Here is a 26,373-nt window from a genome sequence, read left to right as displayed (position 1 = left end):
CAGTTTTTAATTTATTGATTTTTAATTATTTTATGTTTTAACAGTGAGTTAATGTCTGTCCGCGGACAGAAAAAGTGTCCGCTGCGGACACTTTTAAATTGCTGATTGTTGACGCAAGGGTAAAGAACTCAGTCATTGCGACTAAGGTAGTCTGCTCAGATACGTAGTTTGTAACTATGCTAAAGCCAAGAGTAAATAATGATGCAGTTAGGCTAGGCGAGACCCCGTAAAAAACTGCATTGATATTCATAGTTTGAATAATTATTCAAAATAAAGCGCAGTTTACGTTAACGTAAAGCGGTGGGTTTTAGATTGTTTTTTTACAAGTTGTTAAATTTGACACCAGTGTCATAAAAAAATAACGGGTAAAATACGACTAAATGTAAAAAAATAGCATAGAATTTAAAAAGTACCTTAAGTGAGAAATATTCATGAATATGAATATGTATTCAAAACTCTATTGACTCATGAGGTATTTGGCGATAGTTTTGTTCGTCTGCTAGCACTGTCACAAAAGACTGAACCGCTAGTCGTTGTAGCAAGGGGAGGGGTCTATGTTATACGACTCAAAATTAGAAAAAGATAATTGTGGCTTTGGCTTAATAGCCCAGGTCAATGGTCAGGCGAGTCACCGCTTGATTCGAACAGCAATCACTGGCTTAGATCGCATGGAACACCGTGGGGGTATTTCTGCTGATGGTAAAACAGGTGATGGCTGTGGTTTATTAATGCAAAAACCTGATAGCTTCTTTCGTGCTATTGCCAGCGAACATGATTGGCATTTAGGAAAGAACTACGCCGTTGGCATGGTATTTTTAAATGCCGATCCTGTACTTGCGCAAACAGCTAAAGATGTGTTGAGTGAAGAACTCGAAAAAGAAACCTTGAGCATTCAAGGCTGGCGCGTAGTACCTACCGATGCATCATGTTTAGGGCCAATTGCAAAAAAACAACTACCCGGCTTTGAACAAATTTTTGTAAGCGCACCAGAAGGCTGGCGTCCAAAAGATTTAGAACGTCGCTTGTATGTAGCGCGTCGTCGTGCTGAAAAGCGTCTCGAAAACGATGAACATTTTTATATTGCCAGCTTATCTGGTTTAGTTACTGTCTATAAAGGCTTAATGATGCCTGTAGACTTACCTAACTTTTATTTAGACCTAGCTGACATTCGCATGACCAGTGCGATTTGTGTATTTCACCAACGTTTCTCTACTAATACACAACCTCGTTGGCCACTGGCGCAACCATTCCGCTATTTAGCGCATAATGGTGAAATCAATACGATTCAAGGTAACCGCCAGTGGGCCCGTGCTCGTGCATACAAGTTTGCCTCACCACTTATTCCTGATTTGCAATCAGCAGCGCCTTTCGTGAACGAAAGCGGCTCAGACTCTTCAAGTTTAGATAATATGCTTGAGTTGTTCTTAGCGGGTGGCATGGATTTATTTCGTGCAATGCGTATGCTTGTGCCGCCAGCATGGCAAAAAAACCGTGCTATGGATGAAGACCTACGTGCATTCTACGACTTTAACTCAATGCATATGGAACCATGGGATGGCCCAGCTGGTATTGTCATGTCTGACGGTCGTTTTGCTGCTTGTAACCTTGACCGTAACGGTTTACGCCCAGCGCGTTATGTAATTACCCAAGATGGTTTTATTACCCTTGCCTCAGAAGTAGGTATTTGGGACTACGCGCCAGACGAAGTGGTTGAGAAAGGCCGTGTTGGCCCTGGTGAGTTATTAGTAATTGATACTCATCAAGGTAAAATTTGGCATTCAGATGAGATTGACCAAGATCTTAAGTCACGCCATCCATATAAAGCATGGCTTGAAGCAAACGTTAAGCGTTTAACGCCATTTGAACAGTTATCTGAAAAAGATGCGGGTAACCGTTCTTTTGATGACGAAACACTGCTTAAGTATCAAAAAATGTTTGGCTACACCAACGAAGAACTTGATAGCGTGATTCGTGTAATGGGTGAAAATGGTCAAGAAGCAACAGGTTCAATGGGTGATGACACGCCATTTGCGGTTCTGTCAGAAGGCCATCGCTCACTGTTTGATTACTTCCGACAAAAATTTGCGCAAGTAACCAATCCACCAATTGACCCACTTCGTGAAAATCACGTTATGTCACTGGCAACCTGTATTGGTAGTGAGCAAAACGTATTTAACGAAACAACCGGCCACGCTAAGCGATTACAGTTTGATACGCCGATTTTGATGTACGCTGATATGCAACAGCTGATCAATGCTGACGATGAGCATTACAGTTACTGTAAAATTGATATCACTTACACACTAGAAGAAGGCTTAGAAAACGCAATCACACGTATTTGTGATGAAGCACAAGAAAAAGCAGCGTCAGGCTGTGTCATGCTTATTTTAAGTGATCGTAACTTTAGCGAAACGCATTTGCCGATCCCGGCTGCGATGGCGGTTGGTTCAATTCAAAGGCGTTTAGTCGATAATAACTTACGTTGTGAATCTAATATCATCATCGAATCGGGTAGTGTCCGTGATGCGCATCAGTTTGCGGTATTACTTGGTTTTGGTGCAACGGCAATTTATCCGTACCTTGCATATGAATCATTAGTTGCAATGAGTGACAAAAAGATTTTAAACAAGAGCTATTGCGAAGTAACGCTTGCTTATCGTAATGCGATCAACAAGGGTCTGTATAAAATCATGTCGAAAATGGGGATCAGTACTGTCGCTTCGTACCGCTGCTCGATGTTATTTGAGGCAGTTGGTTTATCAGATGCGGTTGTAGAAACCTGTTTTAACGGTGTAGCTAGTCGTATCAAAGGGGCGTGTTTTACTGATTTTGATGATGACCAACGTAAACTTCATAAGCTGGCATTTAGTAAACGTAAGTTATTAAGTCATGGTGGCTTACTAAAATATGTTCACGGTGGTGAGTACCATGCTTATAACCCAGATGTTATTCAAACACTGCAAAAGGCAGTGCGCTCTGGGGATTATAAAGACTACTTGGCTTATGCTGATTTAGTAAATAACCGTCCGATCACCAATTTACGTGACATGTTGGCGGTGAAAATTCCTGATAGCGGTGTGAGTGTTGATGACGTAGAGCCAGCAACTGAGCTTTACAAACGTTTTGACTCAGCAGCAATGAGTATTGGTGCATTATCGCCAGAAGCACATGAAGCACTCGCGATTGCAATGAACCGCTTAGGGGGTTGTTCAAACTCTGGTGAAGGTGGTGAAGACAAGCTTCGCTACGGTACAGAGAAAAACTCACGTATTAAGCAAGTTGCTTCGGGCCGTTTTGGTGTTACACCACATTACTTACGTAGCGCTGATGTCATTCAGATTAAAGTGGCGCAAGGTGCAAAACCAGGTGAGGGTGGTCAATTACCGGGTGAAAAAGTAACGCCGTATATTGCAAAATTACGTTACTCAGTGCCAGGTGTGACCTTGATTTCGCCTCCGCCGCATCACGATATTTACTCGATAGAAGATTTAGCCCAGCTTATTTTCGATTTAAAACAAGTAAACCCAGATGCACTGATCTCGGTGAAACTCGTTTCTGAGCCGGGTGTAGGTACTATCGCAACTGGCGTAGCTAAAGCCTATGCAGATTTAATTACCATTGCTGGTTATGACGGTGGCACAGGTGCAAGCCCGCTTACCTCTGTTAAGTATGCAGGTAGCCCTTGGGAGCTTGGTCTTGCTGAAACCCAGCAAGCGCTGGTAGAAAATGGTTTACGTCACCGTATTCGTTTGCAAACAGATGGTGGTCTTAAAACGGGTCTAGATATCATTAAGGCGGCTATTTTAGGTGCTGAAAGCTTTGGCTTTGGTACTGGCCCTATGGTGGCACTAGGTTGTAAATACTTACGTATTTGTCACTTAAACAACTGTGCGACCGGTGTTGCAACGCAAGACGATACGCTGCGCCAAAAGCATTATCATGGCCTACCAGAAATGGCGATGAACTATTTTAAGTTTATAGCCGAAGAAGCTCGCCAAATTATGGCAAGTTTAGGTGTAACTCGTTTAACAGATTTAATTGGTCGTTTGGACTTACTTGAAGCAATCGAAGGCAACACAGAGAAACAAAAGAAAGTCGATCTGTCGTCTGTGATTGCTGTGCCTAACAACCCAACGGGTGAAACACTGTATTGTAGTGCGCCAAATAGCTCTCACTACTTAGGTCAGCTAAATGAAACCTTGCTTGAAAAAGCTAAACAAGCAATTGATGAAAAATCAGGTATCTCACTGGTTAACCGTATTTGCAATACAGACCGTTCAGTGGGCGCTATGTTATCTGGCTATATCGCTTCTAAACACGGTAACCAAGGTATGGCTGCTGATCCTGTCTCTGTTGAGCTTCATGGTACAGCGGGTCAATCATTTGGTGTATGGAATGCGGGTGGCCTTGAAATGACACTGGTTGGTGATGCCAATGACTATGTTGGTAAAGGTATGGCTGGCGGTAAGCTAGTAATTCGCCCGCCGCTGGGTTCATCTTTTGAAAGTCACAAAGCGACCATTGCCGGTAATACCTGTTTATATGGTGCAACAGGCGGTAAGTTATTTGCTGCAGGCTGTGCCGGTGAGCGTTTTGCAGTGCGTAACTCGGGCGTACAAGCGGTTGTAGAAGGTGTTGGTGACAACGGCTGTGAATACATGACAGGTGGTGTGGTTTGCGTACTTGGCAAAGTAGGTATTAACTTTGGTGCAGGTATGACAGGGGGATTTGCGTATATTCTTGATGAAGGCAACGACTTTGAAAAACGCATTAACCCTGAGCTTGTTGAAATTGTTACCCTTGAAGGGTTGGCGTCACACCAAGAACATTTACGCGGCCTCATTGCTGAGCATTTAGAGCTTACCGGCTCAAACCGCGCTGAGCAGATTTTAGCTAACTTCGATTTATACATGCCAATGTTTAAATTAGTTAAGCCAAAGTCTAGTGATGTAAAAAGTTTACTCGGGCACCGAGCGCGCAGTAGCGCAGAGCTTCGTGTTCAGGCTCAGTAAGGGGGTAGTATGAGCGAAAATGTATACCAGTTTATCGATGTACAACGTGTTGATCCGCGCAAAAAGCCAATTTCAGCACGTAAACAATCTTTCGTAGAAATTTACGAGCCGTTTTCTGAGACACAAGTTAACTCACAGGCGGATCGCTGTTTAGATTGTGGTAATCCATACTGTGAATGGAAATGCCCAGTGCATAACTATATTCCACAATGGTTAAAACTCATTCGTACTGGCCGTATTTTAGAAGCGGCAGAGCTGTCTCACCGTACAAACAGCTTACCAGAGGTGTGTGGACGAGTTTGTCCACAAGATCGCTTGTGTGAAGGCTCTTGCACACTTGAAGAAGAGTTTGGTGCTGTCACTATCGGTAATATCGAAAAGTACATCACTGATACGGCATTTAAAATGGGCTGGAAACCAGATATGTCGTATGTGGTATGGTCTGACAAAAAAGTGGCTATCATAGGTGCTGGCCCTGCTGGTTTAGGTTGTGCGGATATTTTAGTACGTAACGGTGTTAAGCCTGTGGTGTTTGACCGTCACCCAGAAATCGGTGGCCTTCTTACGTTTGGTATTCCTTCATTCAAACTTGAAAAAGAAGTAATGCAAAAGCGTCGTGAAGTTTTCACTGAAATGGGTGTCGAGTTTCAGCTAAACACTGAAGTTGGCGTTGATATTACTCTTGATGAAATATTGGCTGAATATGATGCCGTATTCTTAGGGGTGGGTACCTATCAAAGTATGCGTGCAGGCCTTGAAAATGAAGATGCTGATGGTGTGTTTGATGCACTGCCGTTCTTAATTGGTAACACAAACCGTGTTATGGGCTATGCAGAAGACAAGCAAGCTTATATCGATATGGCGAACGAAAAAGTTGTCGTGTTAGGCGGTGGTGATACAGCAATGGACTGTGTGAGAACCTCTATCCGACAAGGCGCTACACAGGTTACCTGTGCGTATCGTCGTGACGAAGAAAACATGCCAGGCTCAAAGCGCGAAGTTAAAAATGCTCGTGAAGAGGGCGTTGAGTTTACCTTTAACGTTCAGCCAAAAGGCATTGTGGTTGACGAGCAAGGGAAAGTTGCTGGTGTTAAGATGGTGAAAACCCAACTTGGTGAACCGGACGAAAATGGTCGTCGTCGTGCTGAAGAAGTTGCGGGTTCTGAGCATGTTATTGAAGCAACTAAAGTGCTCATGGCGTTTGGTTTTAAACCTCATAAAATGGATTGGTTAGAACCGTACGGTGTTGAAATCAATCATTGGGGTGGTATCAATGCACCAGAAAAAGGTGAATTTACTCACCAAACAACCAACCCTAAGATTTTTGCCGGTGGCGATATTGTCCGCGGCTCAGATTTAGTGGTAACGGCTATTTTCGAAGGCCGAAATGCCGCGGAAGGGATTATGGATTATTTAGGCGTTTAATTCTAAGGCGCCATTCAACACTTTTAAAAGCAAGCTACCGAGCTTGCTTTTTTATTGCCTATCATTTTATTGATACGAAAATTTAACCTAGTTTTAGAAAAATAATGAAAAAATAGCGCTTATTACCTAAAATCTAGGAATGAATCTAACTGTTGAACAGAAAAAATTCATTATTTCGTACTAACTCCATATTTGCTCCATATTGTTGCGTTTTAATCTTTAGTAGAGGCAGAAGCCCATCTTAATATTTGATGCTAACAACATGGATAAAAAGAAAATGTTTTGCGAACACACAAATGACGAGCAGTTAAGCTTTTTTCAGCCAAATTCGAAATCTGAAAATGATTTACTCAATGAGGTTATGAATAGTGAAGATCTGCACGATATTCTGACTATGGTTTTATTAGATGAAACCTTATCAGATACGCTTAAAGCGATGGTGAAGCAACAACTTAGAACAATAAAAAAAATATAAACGGAAATAGAAATGCCGCAGATATTAGTCGTTGAAGACGACTTAGATATTGCAGAACAAGTGCTGTTGTTCTTCAATGCATCTGGCTTTACCACTCACCACATCACTAATGGCAGTGCTGTGGTGTCGTGGGTTAAAGAAAATAATCCAGATGCGATAATTTTAGATGTAATGTTACCTAATTTAGATGGCGTGGAGTGCATGAAGCAGATCCGCGCTTTTTCTATGGTACCTATTATTATGGTAACTGCTAAAGTTGAAGAGGCTGATAGGCTAAAAGGGCTAGAACATGGTGCCGATGACTATGTTTGTAAACCTTTTAGCGGCGCAGAGCTGGTGATGCGTGTTAAAGCTATTCTAAGGCGTTGTGCGTCAGCACCTAGTACCGATGTAGTAGTGCAAGCGACTGATGCAATTTGCTTAAAAGAAGATGCGCTTGAAGTTGAAATTAAAGGTGTCTCTTTAGGTTTAACAAAAGTGGAATTTGACGTATTTAAACTTTTGTACAAAGCCCCAAAGCGTGTTTTTTCTAGGCAGCAGATACTTGACCATATCCAACCAAACAACTTTGATATTACCGATCGGGTAATCGACAGCCATATTAAAAATATTCGCAAAAAGCTTAAGAGTTTAGATTTCTCTCCTAAGATAGTCGCTTCCGTTTATGGTGCTGGCTATCGCTATGATGAACGTCAAATCAATTGATTTGGCGTTCATCGCTTTCTAAATTACATACTGTTCGATCACCTTTTCGAATCGAATGGCTAAACACATACACTGATAATTCCCTTGTTTTGATATCTTGCCAAATGCGTTTGCTAGCCACAGGGCATAAAGCGTAATGTAAATATTGACTCAAAGCTTCACCTTCTAGAGCAATTTTGCTTGGCGTTTGCACATACACCTGAATTGCATCAGATGAGTAGTTAATTTTATTTAAGCGCCATTGCCCCAGTAAAAACTGTTTGGCAAAAAATTGCGAGATACGCTGTTTCGCAGCTGCAGATAACGGTGGATACTCTTTCGGTTTTTCATAACTCGCATAATAAAACCCAGCACTCAATAGCACACAAGCAAGCGCGGCGCAGATAGGAAGAGGTGATTTTTTGGCTTTTTTAACTTTGCTTTGGCGGTGTTTACGCTCAACAGATTTTGCCCATTGAGCATGCTTTAATGACTCTGACATGGTTCCATTCCACAGTAGTTTATTATGCTATTTAAGCAATAAAATATGGTGGAAAAATGGAGAAGCTTATTTATTGCTTAAAGGCAGTAAAATTCGGATACATAGTCCACCCGACTTACCGGGTAATGCACTGATACTGCCAGACATTAATTCGACAAAACTCTGGCAAATTGATAGCCCCAAACCTGAGCCTCCTGATGCGCGGCTTCGAGATTCTTCAACACGATATAAACGGTCAAAGAGTTTGCCTATATGGGCTTTACCTACACCCGGAGAAGTATCATCTACTTGAATAAACAGCTCTTGCTTGTTAGTTCTCACTTTGAGCCGAACATGACCTGGGCTGTCGGTATATAGGCAGGCATTAGTAAAAATATTATTAAGGATCTGATCGAGCTTTTGTTTATCTACCGTGATCTCAACATCATTAGCAATAATAATGTCTGAAAAAAATGTCAGGTGGTGGCTGCGAACATAATGACGCATGTCTTGCTCGTACTCAGCAAAGATATTTGCAGCATTTAAGCGTTGGAGATTTAGCGCGAGAGTCTTGTTTTCTGCTTGAGATAACTGATACACATCTGAAATTAGGTTGTTAAGTTGCGCTATTTTGCCATTAATCTTGCTATAGGCTAGATCGCGGTTTTCTTGAATATCGAGCTCAAGTGCTTCTATATGCAGTTTTAATACGCTTAAAGGGGTGCGTAATTCATGGGATATATCAGCAAGCATTTTGTCTTTTTCAAGCAGGTTATATTGATAAAGTTTTGCTTTAAATAGCGCTTTTCGATGCTTGAAGTAATAAAGCACGAGCGCAAGAGTCGTGAACAACAAAACAATACCCGCAGACAATAACCAAATCTGTTTTTCTAGTCGTTGGTTATTCATTTGTGCAGTAGTGAGCTTATTTTTTTGCACTTCATCATCAATACGTTGCTGTTGCTCGATTGCTGTTAATTGCTTTTTGTTTTTTTCAACGGCTTGATTTAAATGTTCTTCAAACAAAGACTCGGCTAGTTTATTTTCAAGCTTCAATTGCTCAGTTGCGAGTTTGTAGTCACCGATAAGTTCGGCATAAACTGCGGTGTAGCCATGCAGCTTTTTATTTAGTAACCGATTATCAATTCCTTCGATAAGTTCTTTTGAACGACTTAAATAGAGGTCAATCAATTGTGAGTTCTTAAGTGGCAGGTGGAGTTCAATTAAATTGAAATATGAATATATTTGACTCAATGCTGAGCCAGACTTAAGTGCTGCTCTGAGGCCTGAATCTGCACTACTTAAAGCCATATGTTTATTTTCGAGCTTTAAATATAGTTGCATTAGCGTATGCTTTGCTGTTGCCATTCCTTCATAAGCATTTAAATCAGCTAAGCGTGAGTAGGCATTTTTTAATAAGGGTAAAGCTTGCTCATAGTCACCACGTTTATAAACTAACTTTGCCAACTGTAAGCTGGTATCTGCAATGTTTATTTGATTTTTTGTTTTAATATCAAACTCAAGTGCTTTTTTGTAGAAGTATTCAGACTGGGCAAGATCATCTAGGCGATGAGAAAGGTTTGCTAAATTATAAAAATTGGTGGCGATTAACTCATTATCTTTACTGCCAATTAAAAGCTTTTGTGCTTTTAATTGCTGAAACATAGACTGGTCTAGATCATTCAACGTGTCATATAGGGTACCCAGATTACTATGGCTTTGTGCCTGTTTGTTTTTATCCTTTAACTCGTAAGCTAGTTTGAGTGCTGCCATATAATGCTGCTGAGCTTGGGTCGTTTTAACTTGACGTCTGTAATTGATACCAAGCTCTTTTTGGATTTGATAATGCTCTTCTTTGGACAACTCAGCAATATGCTGTAAAGGTAAGAGTAACTCTATTGCAGCCTCGTATTGCCCTTGTTTTCTTAATATGGGGGCTTTTATCAAATCAATCGTTGATTTTGCGACAGGCGTGCTATTGCTTTGTAGTTGTTCAATTAACAATAGTGCTTTTTTTAGGTTTCCTTTCTGCTCTAAGGCAAATATTTCTTCTATCTGCGGTATGTGATCTGTATTAGCCATACAAGGAAGAGAAAGAAGAGCAAGAATTAAAGTTACAGTTAGCTTCATTAAATATTTCAGTGACCAAGTTTGCCGTTATGCTACTGAAAAAATGTGTGGAAAATATGGAGCAGTAAGAATATTAAAACATTGAGAATATAGAAAATCAGAAGTTATTAGCCATTGCCAATACTAAAGTGTGTTTTACATAATTGGTGCTAATTGTTATGTCTGTTTTTATAATAAATCGAGACAAATCAGTAATTTCTGATTGTGTTTGAACTGTAGCGAAATAAAATTATTGCGTACAAAATTTAAACGTAATGGCCTGATGCTAAAGCAGTAATTTAATTATTTTTATTAATTATTTTAGTTAGTCGGCCTAATTTTTAGGTGTAATAATATGAAAAAATCGCTACTTTCAGTTCTTGCAGTCACAAGTGCTTTATCTACAAATGTAGTCGCTAATGAATGTACGGGTGAGTTGTATGGAATTAATTCTGGTCGCGGCCATCTAGGCATTGTTTTTTCTTTAAATGAGCAAGAGCAAACAGCCGCTATTCACTCAAAAGCAAAGTTTTCTTCTGCTGCTATGGCCTATGATAGTGAAAGGGATCGCTTATATTATGTTTCAGCTCCTCGACCGCTAACTTACAAACTTGATCCTAGTGATTTGAACTTATCTGAAGATGAGTTAAAAGATCTGCCAATTAAGGGGGCTAAATACAAATATACTCAGCTTGCTTATGTTGATATGGCAACTGGTGAACACACAGTAGTTTCTCGATCTAATCCAATGACTCGACTGGCTTATGACGCTAATACTGACATGATGTATGGCTCTAAAGGAAGCAAGTTATATACTGTTGATCCTGTATCAGGAAAAACTACATTACTTGGTAACTTAACTGGCTATGGCGACAGCTCAGATATTTTACGCGGTGATATGGTTTTTAAAGATGGCCAACTATTTTTGATCAGTGCTACGAGTATTTTTTCCGTTAATTTGAACACATTGGAGTTAACGAAAAAATCAGAGCATGGCTTAATTGCTGTTACAGGTGCTGCGCTTGATCAAAATGGTGAGCTATTAATTTCTAGAGAAATTATAAACGATCAAGGTCACTATAATACTACCAAGTTATATAAAGCATCGATTGAGACTGGCAAAACGTGTGCAATGGGAACCTACCCGATGCGCATAAATGATTTGGCGCTAAATACAGCAAAACCAGTTGCTTGCTATGCTCAAGCTACATGTAGTGTAGAGCCAGACTCTTTTGTTGTTACAAGTATTGATACGCTAAGAAAAGCAACGTGGCAAGGTTATACACTAAATGGCCACTTAATGGATAAACCACTTGCGAAGCTTTTAAGTACAGAAAACTTTGGTGAACAGGGAACTGTTTATAAAACAGTATCTGTAAATCATGATTTTGCAGCGGCAAATTCGATTACTGAAGCTGCGATAGATGCTTATGGCACCGATGTTTTCTTTATTGGTAGTTTCCACAAAAGCGACTTCACAGATAGCGAATTAAATGAAGCTTACAATTGGTCCCTTAAAAAAGGAAACGTAGCGATAATAGCGGGTGATTCTGACTACCCTGAAGAAAAAGTGTATACGACTTGGGGCTATACAGTTACTCGCGATGGTTATGTTGATGGTCCAAATACACAAAACCCAGAAGGAGTGGGTAGTGCAGCTCAAGAGGCAATCTTTGCAGGACCATTTGGTGAAGTATTTCGCTTTTTCCAAGCTGGTGGCGCAAAAGGTTACTTCTCTGAAATGCCTTCAGGGACTCAAGTCTTAGCTGTAAATCAGGATGGCTTGCCTACAATTGTTTTAGATGCTGCAACAGGCGACATAATACTTGCTGATAGCGGTATGCTGACAACACAAAATAAAGAAGACAACTTTACTGATGGTACCGAGGTATCGAGCATGTCAGACCGTTTATTTATGAACTTAATCAATTATGCGAGTGAAATCGATTAATTGTAATTTTAAACGCTAATTGAAATCGCGAGGCTTGTGGCCTCGCGATTTTGTTTGTGAGTTTTATATCAATTTCGTTCAAAATTATAAGGAGGATAGTAATAAAGTTGAACAGGAAGTGAGTTATTTTTACATTGAAAGGAATTTAAAATGAAAAAGTTTTTATTATCTACAGTTAGCCTTTTAGGCTTAATACCTGCTGGCCTTAGCGCGTCTGAATGTACGGGTGAGTTATATGGAATCAACTCAGGGAGAGGGAGCTCGGGCTTCGTTTTTTCTTTAGATGAGCAAGCGCAAACGGCTAACATTCATTCTGCTGCAAAGTTCTCATCCGCAGCAATGGCTTTTGATAGCTATCGAAATAGACTCTATTATGTTTCAGCCCCAAGACCTTTAACTTATAAACTGGATACGAGTGTTCTCAACTTATCAGATGAAGAGTTAAATGATCTGCCTATAAAAGCCGACAAGTATCGATTTACACAACTCGCCTATGTTGATATGTCTACAGGCAAACACACTGTAGTGGCACGTACTAACCCTATGACCCGTCTTGCTTATGACCCTAACAAAGACGTTATTTATGGCTCTAAAGGGAGTAAGCTTTACCAGGTTGCTTTTGATTCAGGTGAAACTCAGTTCTTAGGCAATATGAAGGGCTACGATAGTAGTTCAGATATTCTGCGTGGCGACATGGTTGTTAAAAATGGTGAGGTTTACCTCATCTCTGCCACAAGCATTTTTTTATTGGATCCGGAAACACTGGAGTTAACAAAAAAATCTGAACATGGTTTAACGACGGTAACAGGTGCTGCTCTAAATCAAAATGACGAATTGGTAATTTCCCGTGAAGTCATTAATGATCAAGGTAATTTTAATATTACTAAATTATATAAAGCATCAATCGAAACAGGTAAAACATGCACATTGGGGACATACCCAGTGCGAATAAACGATTTAGCACTAAATACTCTAAAGCCTGTTGCATGTTATGCGCAGCCTACTTGTAGTACAGGAGTAGAGTCGCTTGTAATTACGAGTATTGATAAGCAAAGAAAGGCACAATGGCAAAACTACACATTAAACGCTTACTTGTTTGATTTACCGATGGCTAAACTTGCAAGCCCAGAAAATTTTGGTGAAAGTGGGGTTGTAGCTAAATCAGTATCGGTTAATCATGATTTTGCGGCATCAGGCTCAATTACTCAGGAAGCGATTGAAAGCTATAACACTGATATCTTCTTTATGGGTAGTTTTTACAACAGTGATTTTACTGAAACAGAAATTGCAGAGCTATATAATTGGTCAGAGAAGAAAGGAAATGTTGTCATCATAGCATCAGATTCCGATATGACTGACGAGAAGGTGTATTCAAAGTGGGGTTATACAGTAACCAGAGAAGGCTACAAAGATGGACCAAATACCCAAAACCCAGAAGGTTTAAACTCTCAAATACAACAAGCTATATTTGCAGGTCCTTTTGGAGAGGTTACACGCTTTTATCAGGCCGGTGGTTCAAAGGGATACTTCTCAGTAATGCCAGAAGAAAGCCAAGTGTTAGCTGTCAATCCAGATGGCTTACCGACAGTGGTTTTTGACTTGAAATCGGGTGATATATTACTCGCAGATAATGCAATTATTAACTCTCAAAATAAAGTTGGTAATTATACCAATGGTACCGGAGTTAGTAGTATGACAGACCGTTTATTTATGAATTTGATATATTTAGCTAGCGAAATCGAATAACGCTAATCAGCAAATAAGAACTAAAATCGCGAAACGTGCTGTTTCGCGATTTTTTTGCAGCCAAAGTAATTTCATTACCAGCAACTAGTAAGTGTATTTTTTATCCTGTTAGTGTGTTGTTTAACCAATAAATAATTAATGCCAACAAGCAATGAATGAATACCAGCAAACACAACTAACCATGATGAAAGCCCAGCTGTTAGATGATTAACCATTATCAAGCTAGCTAACATGATGACCAATGAATAATTTAATACTGTTTGTAATAATTGCTTAAATCTTAAGTGCTTCCAGTGACTCCATAGAACCAGCAACAATGTAGTTGAGGGCAAGACAAACAAAATACATTTAAATAAAGCAACGACTAACTGCGTATCGTTATAGGGTGGCTCAACCACTGCGCCAAACGAATGCCCTGAGTTAAGCGTTATTAAGGCAAGACCCAAAGCTGTAAGTATATTTTTATTTTTCATTTATAAACTCTATACCATCAAATTCATCAACAATCTAAGTTTCATAGCTAAAAATGGGTTATGCATGTGCGCTTATAAGCTCTTTGGCATTTGCTCTAGCCATTTTACTGATATTGTCACCGGCAAGTAGTCGGGCAATTTCATCAATACGGCCTTCTTTAGATAGCTTATTCATTTGAGTGTAGGTTTCGCCGTTTGCAATTTCTTTAGCTACAAAAAATTGCTGATGTCCAGAGCTTGCAACCTGCGGCAAGTGAGTTACACAAATAACTTGAGTTGATTTACCTAATTGGCGTAAAAGCTTGCCAACTGCAGACGCGGTTGGTCCAGAAATACCCACATCTACTTCATCGAAAATAAGAGTCGGCGTTGTAACACGCTGAGCAATAATGACCTGAATAGCTAAACTAATTCGCGATAACTCACCACCAGAAGCCACTTTAGACAGTGCTTGTAACGGTTGACCTGGGTTGGTAGATACTAAAAACGACACCGTATCAAAACCCATTGCACTTGGCGCTTTATCGCTAGTTTGTTGAATATCAATCGCAAACCTGCCGTTTTCCATTGATAAGTTAGCCATGCTATCACTAATTAATTGATTAAGCGTATCTGCGTATTTATGGCGGCTTTCACTTAACAGTTTTGCTGCTTGTTTATATTGCTCAAGGGCATTGTTAATTTCGCTTTCGAGAGCAACAAGGCGGTCGCTGTTATAACTAATTGATGCTAACTCTTCTGCGATTGACTGATGAAATTCTACCAGCTCTTCTGGTTTTATATGATGTTTTCGGGCAAGGTCCATAGCACCTGTTAAACGCGTTTCAACTTCGTCTAACCGGGCAGGGTCTAAATCAGTTACATCAACATAGCTGCGTATCTCGCGGCTAGCTTCTTCAACTTGAACGGCAGCTTCACTCAGTAATGATGCTATGCTAGATAAGCTTTCATCGTAGCTTGCCAGCTCTGTAAATTGTTGGGCGCTATGTTGCAGCAATGAACACGCACTTTGCTCATCACTTTCGTATAAGTGTTGTAGCTCACGTTGGCATGACTCTAAAATAGTCTGGCTATGGCTTAGTTTATGATGCTCAGCTTCAATCTCTTCGAACTCACCCGGTTGCAGGGCAAATTCATCAAGTTCAGCTACTTGATACTCCAGTAATTGCTTTTGAGCTGCTTGTTGCTGCTGTTGTTGTTCAAGTTGATTAAATTCTTTAATTAATGCTTGGTAGGCTTTAAAGCGCTCTTTAACATCAGCTAATAGCTGGTTGTGGCCGGCATAGGCATCAAGCAGGTGCAACTGATGTTCAGCTTTTAATAAATGCTGATGGGCATGTTGCCCGTGAATAGAAATTAAATACTGACCTATCTCTTTTAATTGTGCAGCGGTAACTGAGCTGCCATTAATGTAGCTCTTGCTGCGGCCATTTTTGCAAATAACACGGCGTAGTAAACATTCGCCTTCACTGTTTGAGAGTAAATGTTGCTCTAAAAAGTGCTGGGCAAGAGGGAGTTGGCTAATATCAAATTGTGCACAAATTTCTGCACGATCCGTACCTGGGCGAACAGCACCTGCATCTGCACGCTCGCCTAAACATAATGACAGGGCATCAATTGCAATTGATTTACCCGCACCCGTTTCACCTGTAATAGCTGTCATACCATTGTGCCACTCAGTACTTAAATTACTTACAATGGCAAAGTTTTTAATTTCTAACCCGATTAACATACTGTTTATCCATCCAGTCAATTAACTGTTAATTTATACAGTGTTTTCGGGTTTTGCAAATTAAATTTTTAAGCTTTGCTTAATTCTGGCAGTTGATTTTCTTGGACTGATTCATTTGCAGCTTGCGTGCTCTGGGCTAGCGGCTGATCGTCCTGTAAATCGGTGGGGGGCTGATATTTAATTACTTCAATCAGCGATGGTAAGGCTTCTTGATAAAACGCTTTATTGTACTCGATGCCGTTGTAAGGCAATTCAGCCATAAAATACTGTAACCTGTCAGCGAGCTGATCAATTTCCTCAGGGCTTTGCGCTTTACTGGCTTCCATTATGATTGTGTTGATAAGCAAATCGCTAATGAATTCGAGGTAAGTGAGATTTTCTTCATTGTGCGCTTGCACTACAAAGTAATTGCTGGTGATCATATTTAGGCGCGAAATATTCTTAGGGCGGATAATTTTGCCTTCGCTAAAATCAATTAATTTATTTTTAAAGTCATTATTGATTTCTTTGACTCGTTGATTAAAACGTTTTTTTTCAGCTTCAATAGCTTTACGACGATTGCTCTCAACCACCCAGTAACAACCTAGTAAGGTGATAAGTAATAATAGAGCAAGAAAAACGATATAACTCATTTCGCCTTAGAATCCTTTAAAAAATACAGCTTTTAGTCTTATTATTTTGCGCTAATCAATACGCCTTGGCAATTAGCTTGAGATAAAAAAAGCCACTTAAAATAAGCGGCTTCCCCAATTTAATTTTTTTCTTAATACATTGTAGTAAGAGTATTCCTTTGGATGGATCAAACGTAGACGCTTGTCTGCTTTTTTAATCACTACTTCGTCACCAGGTAATACAGCTAAAACTACGTGACTATCACAGCTGACTTGTAGGCTGTCGGTATTTTCGAGGCTAAGCTTTAAACGTACTTCATTGTCAGCGTCAACCACAAGAGGACGGCTTGATAATGTATGCGGGAACATAGGAACTAATGAAATCGCATTAAGCTCAGGGGTTAAAATAGGCCCGCCGCCTGATAATGAATAAGCTGTTGAGCCAGTTGGTGTTGAAACGATTAATCCATCAGAGCGTTGAGAGAATACAAAGTCGTTATTAATAAAGGCCTCAAACTCGATCATATGCGCAACTTTATCAGCATGAAGTACCGCTTCATTCACTGCCAAGTTTGCACTTTTGAGTTCGGCATGGCGATATACTTCAACTTCAAGCAAGAAGCGTTTTTCCTCAAGGAACTGGCCACTTAACACTTGTTCTAGGCTCGCTTCAAAACCTTCTGGGTTTAAGTCAGTTAAAAAGCCTAAGTTGCCACGGTTTACGCCAATCACAGCGACATCAAAACGCGCTAATACTCGAGCTGCGCCAAGCATATTGCCATCACCACCGACGACTATGGCTAAGTCTGCTCGTTCACCTAAATCTACCAATTTAACTAGGTTTTCTTGAGGAAGGTCTTGAAGTTGACGTCCAGTGCGCTGTTCTACTAGCACTTCGAAACCCAAGGCTCGCAAAAATGTGTGCAGGCGAGCAAGTGTGGCAGCTGCCCCGCTGTGATTAGGTTTGCCAATTAAACCTATGGTTTTAAACGGTGAATCCATGTTATTTGCACTTAAACTTTCATATCGATAGATTACATTAAAAATTAATGCTTTGAAAATAACTTGAAATAAACTTGCTGCGCCCAAATATCCACTGGCAAGAAGCAAGATGTATGAATTATGAAATTAAATCCGCGCGACCAACAAATTTTTTCAGCTGTGATGAGCCTTTACTGTAACGGGGAAGGTCAGCCTGTAGCCTCAACTCGTATTGCCAAACAAAAAGGCATGGCGGTATGTTCAGCTACAGTGCGTAATGCTATGGCACGGCTAGAAAAAGTGGGCTTACTCTATTCGCCGCATACTTCTGCTGGCCGCGTACCAACCAATGCCGGTTTTGATTATTGGCTTGATGAGTTTTTTGCTCTACCTGAAATCGCACCATATTGGCAGCCTGAGCAAGCACAATTAGTCGAGCTTGCCCATGGTTTGAGTCAGCGCTATAAAGTGTGTTGTTGTGTGGGCTTACCTCAAGTCAGCTCACAGTTGGTCTTTCGAGTAGAGGTACTTGATTTTGATGGTAGCAATTGGCTAATTCTACTAATCGATAGAGCAGGGCAAAGCCATAACATTTGCATTACCAAACCTGAAGATTCATCTGATGCCGTTCGTTACCAGTTTGCTACCTGGCTTAATACTGTGTTTAGTCAGCAAACCTTAATGGAAGGCTTATATCGTATGCAGGCAATGGCAGGCACGGCACCAAATAATTGCCATGACTCACTAACACAATGGACTCGGCAATTAAGCCAAAAGCTTGGTTCAGACAACAGTATTGTGGTCGGTGAAAACTACCTTTACCGCCAAGTTGATTGTCAAACCAGTTTAAATATAGGTGTATCGTTTTTAAATTTTGTTGAAGATAAACTTGCATTTAAAAATGGTGTATCGGTATTAAACACAGAACAATTGCCATTTACAGATTGTAATGAGTTGATGGTGATCAGCGTTCCTTATTTTAATAACCATGAATACCAGAGCCGATTTTGCGTAATTTGTCCAAAATCAGCGCAAATAGAAGCAATCATCCAAGAATTTAAGTTAATCGGCTCATCAGCCTCTTGAATCTTTTAATTCAATCCCCATAATTACCGCAGTTGTAAAGAATTGGAGCATGTAAGCTATGTCTGAGCAGACAAAATCACCAGAGCAAGAAGTTGAACTAAACGAAGAATTTGAACAAATGCAAGCTGAAGTAGAAGCTGCAGAAAAAGCAGCTGAACAAGTTGACGGCGAAGAAATGAGCCCTGAAGCTGAAATCGCTTTACTACACAGCGAATTAGAAGCGGCTAAACAAACTATTAACGATCAAAAAGACAGTGTTGTTCGTGCTGCTGCAGATGTTGAGAACATGCGTCGTCGTGCCGCTCAAGATGTAGAAAAAGCGCATAAGTTTGCACTTGAAAAGTTTGCTAACGAATTATTACCAGTTATCGATAACCTAGAGCGCGCAATTGAGTTTTCTGATAAAGAAAATGAGCAGCTTAAACCTGTGCTTGAAGGTATCGAAATGACTGTTAAGAGCTTTAATGATGCGGTATCAAAATTCGGTGTTGAAATTGTTAACCCACAGGGTGAGCAATTTAACCCTGAATTCCATCAAGCAATGTCAATTCAACCAAGCAATGATGTAGCACCTAATACTGTTCTTGCAGTAATGCAAAAAGGTTATACATTAAATGGCCGTTTATTACGCCCTGCAATGGTTATGGTATCAAAAGAAGCTGAATAAGCTTTAAAGAAAAATAAAAAAATGCCTGTTAATTACAGGCATTTTTTTTGTCCAATTTTCGATGCCAAAGCTGCACGAGTAAGATAAGTATCAGTGCGCTGAACATCATCGCAGAAAATGGAATAGCACTTTGTGGGTGAACAAAAGCAAGAATAGGCCCAACGAGAGCGCCACTGCCGAATCTCAGGGTACCAATAACAGCTGTTGCAGTGCCTGATTTTTCCTCAAATTGCATCAGTATCAATGAGTCCGCATTACTCGCGACAATACCTAAGCTCATCATCAGTGGTGCGATGCTTGCTACGATAAAATACAGTGATAAATGCAGCACACTGAATAATAACAATGCCCCACCAGACACAAAGCCAATGCTAAGGCCAATAAATAACAGTTTACGAGAACCCAAGCGCGGCACTAAACGTGTATTCATAAAGTTACCGAACATTAAAGCCAGCACGTTAAAGGCGAATAACACACCGAACAATTGCTCATCTACTTTGAAGAAATCGAGATATACATAAGGTACCGATGTTAAAAAGCAAAAGAATGCGAATGAGGCAAACATGGAACTGGCAATATCGGCAAGGGCACTGCGGCGTGAAAATACTGTTTTATAGCTATTAAAGAACAATGCCAAACCACGTTGCTGACTCTTAAAGATTGGAATATCGATTAAATGAATTTGCACCAAGGCTAAAATAGCAAAACTGTAGGCCGCCAATGCAATAAAAATAACCTGCCATGTTGAAATTCCCATGATCAATGAGCCTAGAGTAGGAGCAATTAACGGGGCAACCATCATGATCATCGAGACATAAGACATGCCTTTGGCGGTGTTCTCTCGATAAATATGACGAATAATACCCGGCACTACAACGGTTGCAGCAGCGCCAGTGAATGCTTGCACAGCTCTTAAAGACCAAAATAATTCGATGTTAGTACAAAATGCTAGTGCTAATGAGCTGATACCAAATAGCGCTAAACCCACCTTAGCGAGTAATCGCCTGCCAAGTTCATCGGCAATCGGGCCAAAAAAAAGCATGCCAAGAGCATAACCTGCTAAATAAATGCTGAGTGATATTTGCACATTTGGCATGGTTGTTTGCAAGTCGTTGGCAATCACCAACATCGCTGGTAAATATAGATCAATTGCCAAAGGCGTAATCGCGACAATACTTGCCAGTAAAGGTAATAAAATGCGTTTATTTAAAGTCTCAGGGGAAGGCATTGTTTACTCAATAATCAAATAGTAGGTCACTATTGTAGCAGTGTGAGTCACTGTGGTGAACTTAGTTTGCCTGCTAAGTAAAAGAATTAACTAAATGGTAACAACTGAGTGGGTGATTGTTCATTTTCATATAAAATTAAGCAATGCTTTGCTATATTAGCCTCAATTACACAAAGTATTTGAAGGACTAGTATGAAAAAGTTAATCATGGCAGTGTTAGCCACCGCTGTTTTAGCTGGCTGTAAAACCTCTCCTACGGGACGTACCCAAATCGCACTTTATTCAGATCAACAAATGAGCCAAATGGGTCAAGCAAGCTTTGCTGAAATGAAAAAAACACAGCCTGTTAATACTGATCCAGGTGTCAATGCTTATGTAAAGTGTATTGCCGATGATGTTATTGCGGTTTTACCTAACGAGTATGCCAAGCAGTCTTGGGAAGTTGTTGTATTTGAAGAAGATTCAGCAAATGCATTTGCATTACCCGGGGGGTATATTGGTGTTCATACAGGTTTATTAAAAGTCGCTGTAAACCAAGACCAATTGGCTACAGTACTAGGTCACGAAGTTGCACATGTTATTGCTGAGCATTCTAATGAGCGTGTATCACAAAACGCACTGTTACAAACAGGACTACAAGTTGGTGGTGCAGCACTTGATATGGGTAATGTTCAATATCGTGGCGAAATTATGCAAGCCTTAGGCTTAGGCGCACAGTATGGTGTTGTTTTACCATTCAGCCGCTCACATGAATCAGAAGCGGATATTGTTGGCTTAGATTTAATGGCAAAAGCAGGGTTTAACCCAGAGCAATCAGTGTCGCTTTGGCAAAATATGAGTGCAGCTGGCAGTAGCGGTACACCTGAGTTTATGTCGACTCACCCAGCACCGGGTAACCGCATCAAAGAGCTTCAAAAGCATATGTCGGAAGCATTAAAAGCCCAACAAGCGGCGCGAGCAAAGGGTAAAACCCCGCAGTGTAAACTGTAAAGAATATCTATAGAAATTAAAAAAGCCTGTACTCAGTGATGACTACAGGCTTTAATTTTTTCAGCTTTCAGCTTTCAGCTTTCAGCTTTCAGCTTTTAGAACGTCCACTCAACGTGAAGTTGTGGTACTGATTCAGTTGTGTCTGTACCTAGCTTGTTGTGCCAGTATTGCCACTCAAGGCCTAGCAGTAAGGTGTTTTCTTTCATGCTCATTGCGTGACCTAAATCCCACGTAATGATTGGCTGCGCTAAAATCCACGCTTTAACATCTTCGCCAAATTCATTTTCACGCTCTGCAATGTATTCAACATGGCCTGTTACGTTGAACTTTTGTGAGCCAATAGTGAATGGGTAGCCCCAAGCAACATCAATCATCCAGCTGTTTGTTTCAGTTGGAGCACCGCCGCGTGCTACGCCTTCACTGTCATCGATGTAAGCGGTAAATAAAGTAGATAAAAAGCTAAAGCCCGGTGCTTGCCAGCTTAGTTTTACACCCGGTAAATACTTAAGAACTTTCGAATCGCCTGCGGCATTAAAACCTGCCGTTAAACCTACATCAGTAATTGCGCCGTATGAGAAATCACTGCCAGAGATTTTTGATAAGCTGAATGTTGAATACCATTCGCCGTAAAAGTCTTTATCTTGATAACCATCTTGACGGTCGTCATTGCTGTAATCAATAAAAAAGAAGTTGTCGCCATAGTCATAACCAGACGCATGCTGTAGTGATACAACCGTGGTGTTTGACTTAGTCAATGAAAACGGGTTTTTGTGTTCACCGTTATTAACGTGTAATTGCGTAGAGCTCCAATTAGCGGCATAGCTCGAAGTACTTACTGCACAAAGCGCAGCAACAGAAAGGATCTTTTTCAAGTTCATATCTCAATATTGATGGTGTAATGGGGGATATAAAGTGAGGATTATAGCAGATACGCCCATATTTGGGCGTATCGAGAGAAAAAATTATTTAACTTATGCTTTATTTCGGCGTAAGCAAATTACTGCAACGGCAGTAAAGGCAAGAATAAAGCAGTAATAAGAAGAGGTAGAGACTTCCCATGGGCTAATTTTGAAGGTTGCGCCCAGTAGAAGTGCTTGTGCGCCATACGGCAATGAGCCTTGCGTAACACAAGCAAAAATATCAAGTAAGCTTGCTGAACGCTTGCCTGTAATTTCACCATCATCCGCTAATTTTTTAGCAATCGGGCCTGCAACTATAATAGACACGGTATTATTAGCGATGCATAAGTTACTGGTCATAACCAGTGCTGCAATCCCTAATTGATCTGCAACTTTACGGTGCCATTTTGCAACGATTTTTGTAATTGCTTGAATTTTGTTAGCAATATAATCAAGACCACCATTAATACGGATAAACTCTGAAAGGCCACCAATAAACATCGATAGCAAGAAGATTTCCTGCATATCAGTAAAGCCTTTATAAATATCTTTAACAAAGCTTGCACCTTCATAGCTGCCAGTAAAGCCCATGAGTGCGGCAAAGATAATACCACTAAACAGCACCACGAATACGTTAAAGCCCATTACCGCGAGCACTAAGATAAAGGCATAAGGTAACACTAATAAAATATCGAAGTCTTGTGTCTCTACAGCTTCTGCTGCAGGGGTTAAGAAGAACAACAAGCCGATAGTTAATGCCGCAGCAGGTAAGGCGATTTTTAAGTTCTCACGGAATTTATCTTTCATTTCACAGCCTTGCGTGCGGGTTGCAGCAATAGTTGTGTCCGAGATGATTGATAAGTTATCACCAAACATGGCACCCGATACAATCGTGCCTGCCATCAGAGATGGATCAATGCCTGTTTTTTGGGCGACGGCATAAGCAATCGGGCCAATCGCACCGATAGTACCCATTGAAGTGCCCATCGCAGTCGACACAACCGCAGCGATTAAAAATAATCCAGGTAGTAACAGAGCAGGTGGAATAAGTGATAAACCGGCATTAACAACGGCATCAACACCACCGGTTGCACCAGCAACCGCAGAAAACGCACCAGCAAGCAGATAAATCAAACACATAGTGATGATGTTGCTATGGCCAGCACCTTTAATAAAGGTTTCAACACTGTGGTTGATGGTATTTTTATTTAAGATAAACGCCAGCATGATGGCAGGTAAAATTGCCACAGGAGCAGGCAATTGATAGAAGGCGTAATCGACACCTTGAGACTGTAAGTATAAGCCAGCGCCTAAAAATAAGCCGACAAACACCAAAAGCGGCAGCAAAGAAAGTTTTGCTTTTGTTTTATTAAATGATGGCTGCATCATATTCCTCGTTAGATAACCAATAACACAGCCAAACACTTCTTTTAGCTGTATTTAGTTGTGTCTAAAAGACAACAACAGCGCCCGCAAGCCAAAGACCAAATCGGCGCAAAGGAAGAAGTTTAAATGTATAGATGGCTAAATGCAAAGACTATCTGTTATTATTGTTGTTCTATTAATAAATCTAAAATTAGCTCTGTATTTTTTATAAGCTAACCTGACTATTACATGAGTTTTCGATAAAATCCAGCCAGCTAAGAAGAATAGATAAGGTAACTATATGAACCGCATAGGTGTATTTGGCGCAAACGGCCGCATGGGACTTGCACTTTTAGAAGCAGTCTCAAAAAAAGATGACGCAACATTAACGGGCGCGTACGTACGCGAAAACTCACCACTTTTAGATAGTGCGGTTAATCAATTAAACAGCGCTGCATCAGCAGATGTATCATTTAGTAAAGAAACAGACGTAAAAGATGCAGATGTATTGATAGATTTCACCTTACCTCAAGGAATGCGCAACCACCTGCAAACAGCGGTCGAAAAAAATATCGCCATGGTAATTGGTACTACGGGCCTTAACCAAGATGATCTTGATGCGCTAAATGATGCCGCGAAACACATTCCGATTGTTTTTGCCCGCAACTATAGCGTAGGTGTGAATTTACTGCTTAACTTAGTGCAGACTGCGGCTGTGAAGTTTGGCGATGACATGGATATCGAAATATTTGAAGCTCATCATCGTCATAAAATTGATGCGCCATCGGGAACTGCATTGGCAATTGGTGAAGCAATTGCTGAGGCAAAAGGCTGGCAGCATGATGAAGTCGCGCGTTTTGATAGAAGCAAAGACGAACACGCAAAATCGCAAAATGAAATCGGTTATTCGGTCATGAGAGGCGGAGATATTGTAGGTGAACACACCGCATATTTCGCAACTTCTGGCGAAAGGCTAGAATTAACTCATAAAGCAAGTTCAAGAATGACCTTCGCGTTAGGAGCTGTAAGAGCTGCAGGCTGGTTGAAAAATAAACCAGCTGGACTTTATGACATGCAAGATGTGCTTGACTTGAAGTAGTTTAGTCTCTTTTTTGGCAGTTTCAGTGAATTTTTCGTTAATAACGCTTATTTTTACTATTTTATTAATTAAGATTAGATCTGAAAGCTAAATTACTGTAGAATAGCGCCAATTTGCCAAAAATTCATAAATGCGTGTTTCCAATCGCTTTAAACGGGCAGTAGAGCAAATGACTTTACTCCCGTTTTTTACTGTTAGGAGGTTAACTTGACTAAATCCGCTCTGTTAGTCCTAGAAGACGGCACAGTGTTTCGCGGTACTGCAATCGGCGCTGACGGCATGTCAGTCGGTGAAGTAGTATTCAATACGTCTATGACTGGTTATCAAGAAATTTTGACTGACCCTTCATACGCGGAACAAATCGTAACTTTGACGTACCCACATATCGGTAATACGGGTACTAACAGCGAAGACGAAGAAGCGGGTCAAATCTGGGCTAAAGGCCTAGTGATCCGTGATTTGCCACTGCTAGCAAGTAATTTCCGTAACGAGCAATCGTTAAGTGATTACTTAAAAGAACGCAATATCTTAGGTATTGCAGACATCGACACTCGTAAATTAACACGTATCTTACGTGATAAAGGCGCTCAAAATGGTTGTATCATTGCAGGCGACGAGTTAGATGAGAATAAAGCGCTTGAAGCTGCGCAAGCCTTCCCAGGCTTAAAAGGCATGGATTTAGCAAAAGTTGTCTCAACCAAGGAAAATTTTGAGTGGCGTGATTCAAGCTGGACATTAGGTTCAGGTTTTAAAACGCTAGAAGCAGCAGACGAGAAGTTCCACGTTGTTGCTTATGACTTCGGTGTTAAACGTAATATCTTACGTATGTTAGTTGACCGCGGTTGTAAATTAACCGTTGTTCCAGCACAAACATCTGCAGAAGACGTATTGGCATTAAACCCAGACGGTATTTTCTTATCAAATGGCCCTGGCGACCCTGAGCCGTGTACATACGCGATTGAAGCAATTAAAACTTTCCTAGAAACAGACACGCCAATCTTTGGTATCTGTTTAGGTCACCAATTACTTGCACTTGCTTCAGGTGCACAAACGGTGAAAATGAAGTTTGGTCACCACGGTGGTAACCACCCAGTTAAAGACCTTGACCGCAATGTTGTAATGATCACAGCGCAAAACCACGGTTTCGCAGCTGACGAAGCAACCTTACCAGCGAATTTACGTGCAACTCACGTTTCTTTATTCGATGGCACGCTACAAGGTATTCACCGCACAGATAAGCCTGCATTTAGCTTCCAAGGTCACCCTGAAGCAAGCCCAGGTCCACATGATGCGGCGCCATTATTTGACCACTTCATCGACCTGATGCAAGCACGTTCTAACTAATTTAACCGGAGTAAC

The 26,373-nt window shown here is 40.7% G+C and carries 20 protein-coding genes; 11 read left to right on the top strand and 9 right to left on the bottom strand.

Annotation, left to right across the window (positions count from 1 at the left end):
* Positions 1–554 precede the first annotated feature (554 nt).
* The 4 genes from gltB to AOG27_RS02970 all read left to right on the top strand — a co-directional run bounded on the left by gltB (position 555) and on the right by AOG27_RS02970 (position 7,617).
* Positions 555–5,012: a glutamate synthase large subunit gene (gene gltB / locus AOG27_RS02985; protein ID WP_054551526.1), complete on the top strand. Its 4,458-nt coding sequence runs from the start codon at positions 555–557 to the stop codon at positions 5,010–5,012.
* Positions 5,013–5,021: 9 nt separating this feature from the next.
* The gene (locus AOG27_RS02980; protein WP_054551525.1) at positions 5,022–6,437 is read left to right on the top strand and encodes an FAD-dependent oxidoreductase; all 1,416 of its coding nucleotides are present in this window, start codon (positions 5,022–5,024) and stop codon (positions 6,435–6,437) included.
* Positions 6,438–6,699: 262 nt separating this feature from the next.
* Positions 6,700–6,912 carry a hypothetical protein gene (locus AOG27_RS02975; protein WP_228290467.1) on the top strand — a complete coding sequence of 71 codons (213 nt, stop codon included), beginning with the start codon at positions 6,700–6,702 and terminating at the stop codon, positions 6,910–6,912.
* A 12-nt stretch (positions 6,913–6,924) separates the two neighbouring features.
* A complete protein-coding gene (locus AOG27_RS02970) occupies positions 6,925–7,617 on the top strand; it encodes a response regulator (protein ID WP_054551524.1) in 693 nt (230 codons plus the stop codon).
* On the opposite strand, the gene AOG27_RS02965 is transcribed toward AOG27_RS02970, so the two are convergent.
* Both AOG27_RS02965 and AOG27_RS02960 read right to left on the bottom strand, forming a co-directional pair.
* The gene (locus tag AOG27_RS02965) at positions 7,610–8,098 is read right to left on the bottom strand and encodes a hypothetical protein (protein ID WP_054551523.1); all 489 of its coding nucleotides are present in this window, start codon (positions 8,096–8,098) and stop codon (positions 7,610–7,612) included. The genes AOG27_RS02970 and AOG27_RS02965 overlap by 8 nt on opposite strands.
* 66 nt (positions 8,099–8,164) lie before the next feature.
* Positions 8,165–10,207, bottom strand: a complete 2,043-nt coding sequence (locus tag AOG27_RS02960; protein ID WP_054551522.1) for an ATP-binding protein — start codon at positions 10,205–10,207, stop codon at positions 8,165–8,167.
* A gap of 334 nt (positions 10,208–10,541) precedes the next feature.
* Here AOG27_RS02960 and AOG27_RS02955 point away from each other — a divergent pair, with 334 nt between their 5' ends.
* Both AOG27_RS02955 and AOG27_RS02950 read left to right on the top strand, forming a co-directional pair.
* Positions 10,542–12,137, top strand: a complete 1,596-nt coding sequence (locus AOG27_RS02955; RefSeq protein ID WP_054551521.1) for a hypothetical protein — start codon at positions 10,542–10,544, stop codon at positions 12,135–12,137.
* Positions 12,138–12,287: 150 nt separating this feature from the next.
* Positions 12,288–13,883 carry a hypothetical protein gene (locus AOG27_RS02950; RefSeq protein WP_054551520.1) on the top strand — a complete coding sequence of 532 codons (1,596 nt, stop codon included), beginning with the start codon at positions 12,288–12,290 and terminating at the stop codon, positions 13,881–13,883.
* Positions 13,884–13,957: 74 nt separating this feature from the next.
* Here the strand turns inward: AOG27_RS02950 and AOG27_RS02945 are convergent, their stop codons facing one another.
* From AOG27_RS02945 to nadK, 4 genes are all read right to left on the bottom strand, one after another.
* Positions 13,958–14,356 carry a hypothetical protein gene (locus tag AOG27_RS02945; protein ID WP_054551519.1) on the bottom strand — a complete coding sequence of 133 codons (399 nt, stop codon included), beginning with the start codon at positions 14,354–14,356 and terminating at the stop codon, positions 13,958–13,960.
* 58 nt (positions 14,357–14,414) lie between these two features.
* Positions 14,415–16,088, bottom strand: a complete 1,674-nt coding sequence (gene recN, locus AOG27_RS02940) for a DNA repair protein RecN (protein WP_054551518.1) — start codon at positions 16,086–16,088, stop codon at positions 14,415–14,417.
* Between the two features lie 68 nt (positions 16,089–16,156).
* Positions 16,157–16,720: a hypothetical protein gene (locus AOG27_RS02935; protein ID WP_054551517.1), complete on the bottom strand. Its 564-nt coding sequence runs from the start codon at positions 16,718–16,720 to the stop codon at positions 16,157–16,159.
* 96 nt (positions 16,721–16,816) lie between these two features.
* Positions 16,817–17,701: an NAD(+) kinase gene (nadK, locus tag AOG27_RS02930; RefSeq protein ID WP_054551939.1), complete on the bottom strand. Its 885-nt coding sequence runs from the start codon at positions 17,699–17,701 to the stop codon at positions 16,817–16,819.
* A 120-nt stretch (positions 17,702–17,821) separates the two neighbouring features.
* Between nadK and AOG27_RS02925 the strand changes: the two genes are divergently transcribed.
* Together AOG27_RS02925 and grpE are read left to right on the top strand one after the other, a co-directional pair.
* Positions 17,822–18,766, top strand: a complete 945-nt coding sequence (locus tag AOG27_RS02925; RefSeq protein ID WP_054551516.1) for an HrcA family transcriptional regulator — start codon at positions 17,822–17,824, stop codon at positions 18,764–18,766.
* Between the two features lie 58 nt (positions 18,767–18,824).
* Entirely contained in the window at positions 18,825–19,433 is a 609-nt protein-coding gene (grpE, locus tag AOG27_RS02920) for a nucleotide exchange factor GrpE (RefSeq protein ID WP_054551515.1), read from the top strand.
* Positions 19,434–19,461: 28 nt separating this feature from the next.
* On the opposite strand, the gene AOG27_RS02915 is transcribed toward grpE, so the two are convergent.
* Positions 19,462–20,661 carry a Bcr/CflA family efflux MFS transporter gene (locus tag AOG27_RS02915; protein ID WP_054551514.1) on the bottom strand — a complete coding sequence of 400 codons (1,200 nt, stop codon included), beginning with the start codon at positions 20,659–20,661 and terminating at the stop codon, positions 19,462–19,464.
* A 192-nt stretch (positions 20,662–20,853) separates the two neighbouring features.
* Between AOG27_RS02915 and AOG27_RS02910 the strand changes: the two genes are divergently transcribed.
* Positions 20,854–21,651, top strand: a complete 798-nt coding sequence (locus AOG27_RS02910) for a M48 family metallopeptidase (RefSeq protein WP_054551513.1) — start codon at positions 20,854–20,856, stop codon at positions 21,649–21,651.
* Positions 21,652–21,746: 95 nt separating this feature from the next.
* On the opposite strand, the gene AOG27_RS02905 is transcribed toward AOG27_RS02910, so the two are convergent.
* Together AOG27_RS02905 and AOG27_RS02900 are read right to left on the bottom strand one after the other, a co-directional pair.
* Complete coding sequence (locus AOG27_RS02905; RefSeq protein ID WP_054551512.1) at positions 21,747–22,529, bottom strand: outer membrane protein OmpK; 783 nt, start codon at positions 22,527–22,529, stop codon at positions 21,747–21,749.
* A gap of 93 nt (positions 22,530–22,622) precedes the next feature.
* Positions 22,623–23,936 (bottom strand): Na+/H+ antiporter NhaC family protein, encoded by a 1,314-nt coding sequence (locus AOG27_RS02900; RefSeq protein WP_054551511.1) that lies wholly within the window; start codon positions 23,934–23,936, stop codon positions 22,623–22,625.
* A gap of 280 nt (positions 23,937–24,216) precedes the next feature.
* Here AOG27_RS02900 and dapB point away from each other — a divergent pair, with 280 nt between their 5' ends.
* Positions 24,217–25,014, top strand: coding sequence for a 4-hydroxy-tetrahydrodipicolinate reductase (dapB, locus tag AOG27_RS02895; protein ID WP_054551510.1), 798 nt, complete (start codon positions 24,217–24,219; stop codon positions 25,012–25,014).
* Positions 25,015–25,221: 207 nt separating this feature from the next.
* On the top strand, positions 25,222–26,358 hold the full coding sequence (gene carA / locus AOG27_RS02890; RefSeq protein WP_054551509.1) for a glutamine-hydrolyzing carbamoyl-phosphate synthase small subunit: 1,137 nt from the start codon (positions 25,222–25,224) through the stop codon (positions 26,356–26,358).
* Positions 26,359–26,373 lie beyond the last annotated feature (15 nt).

Source organism: Pseudoalteromonas lipolytica, assembly GCF_001306915.1.
Lineage (GTDB): Bacteria > Pseudomonadota > Gammaproteobacteria > Enterobacterales > Alteromonadaceae > Pseudoalteromonas > Pseudoalteromonas simplex.
Note: the sequence above shows the minus strand (reverse complement) of the source record. Positions and strands in the feature narration are given on the sequence as shown.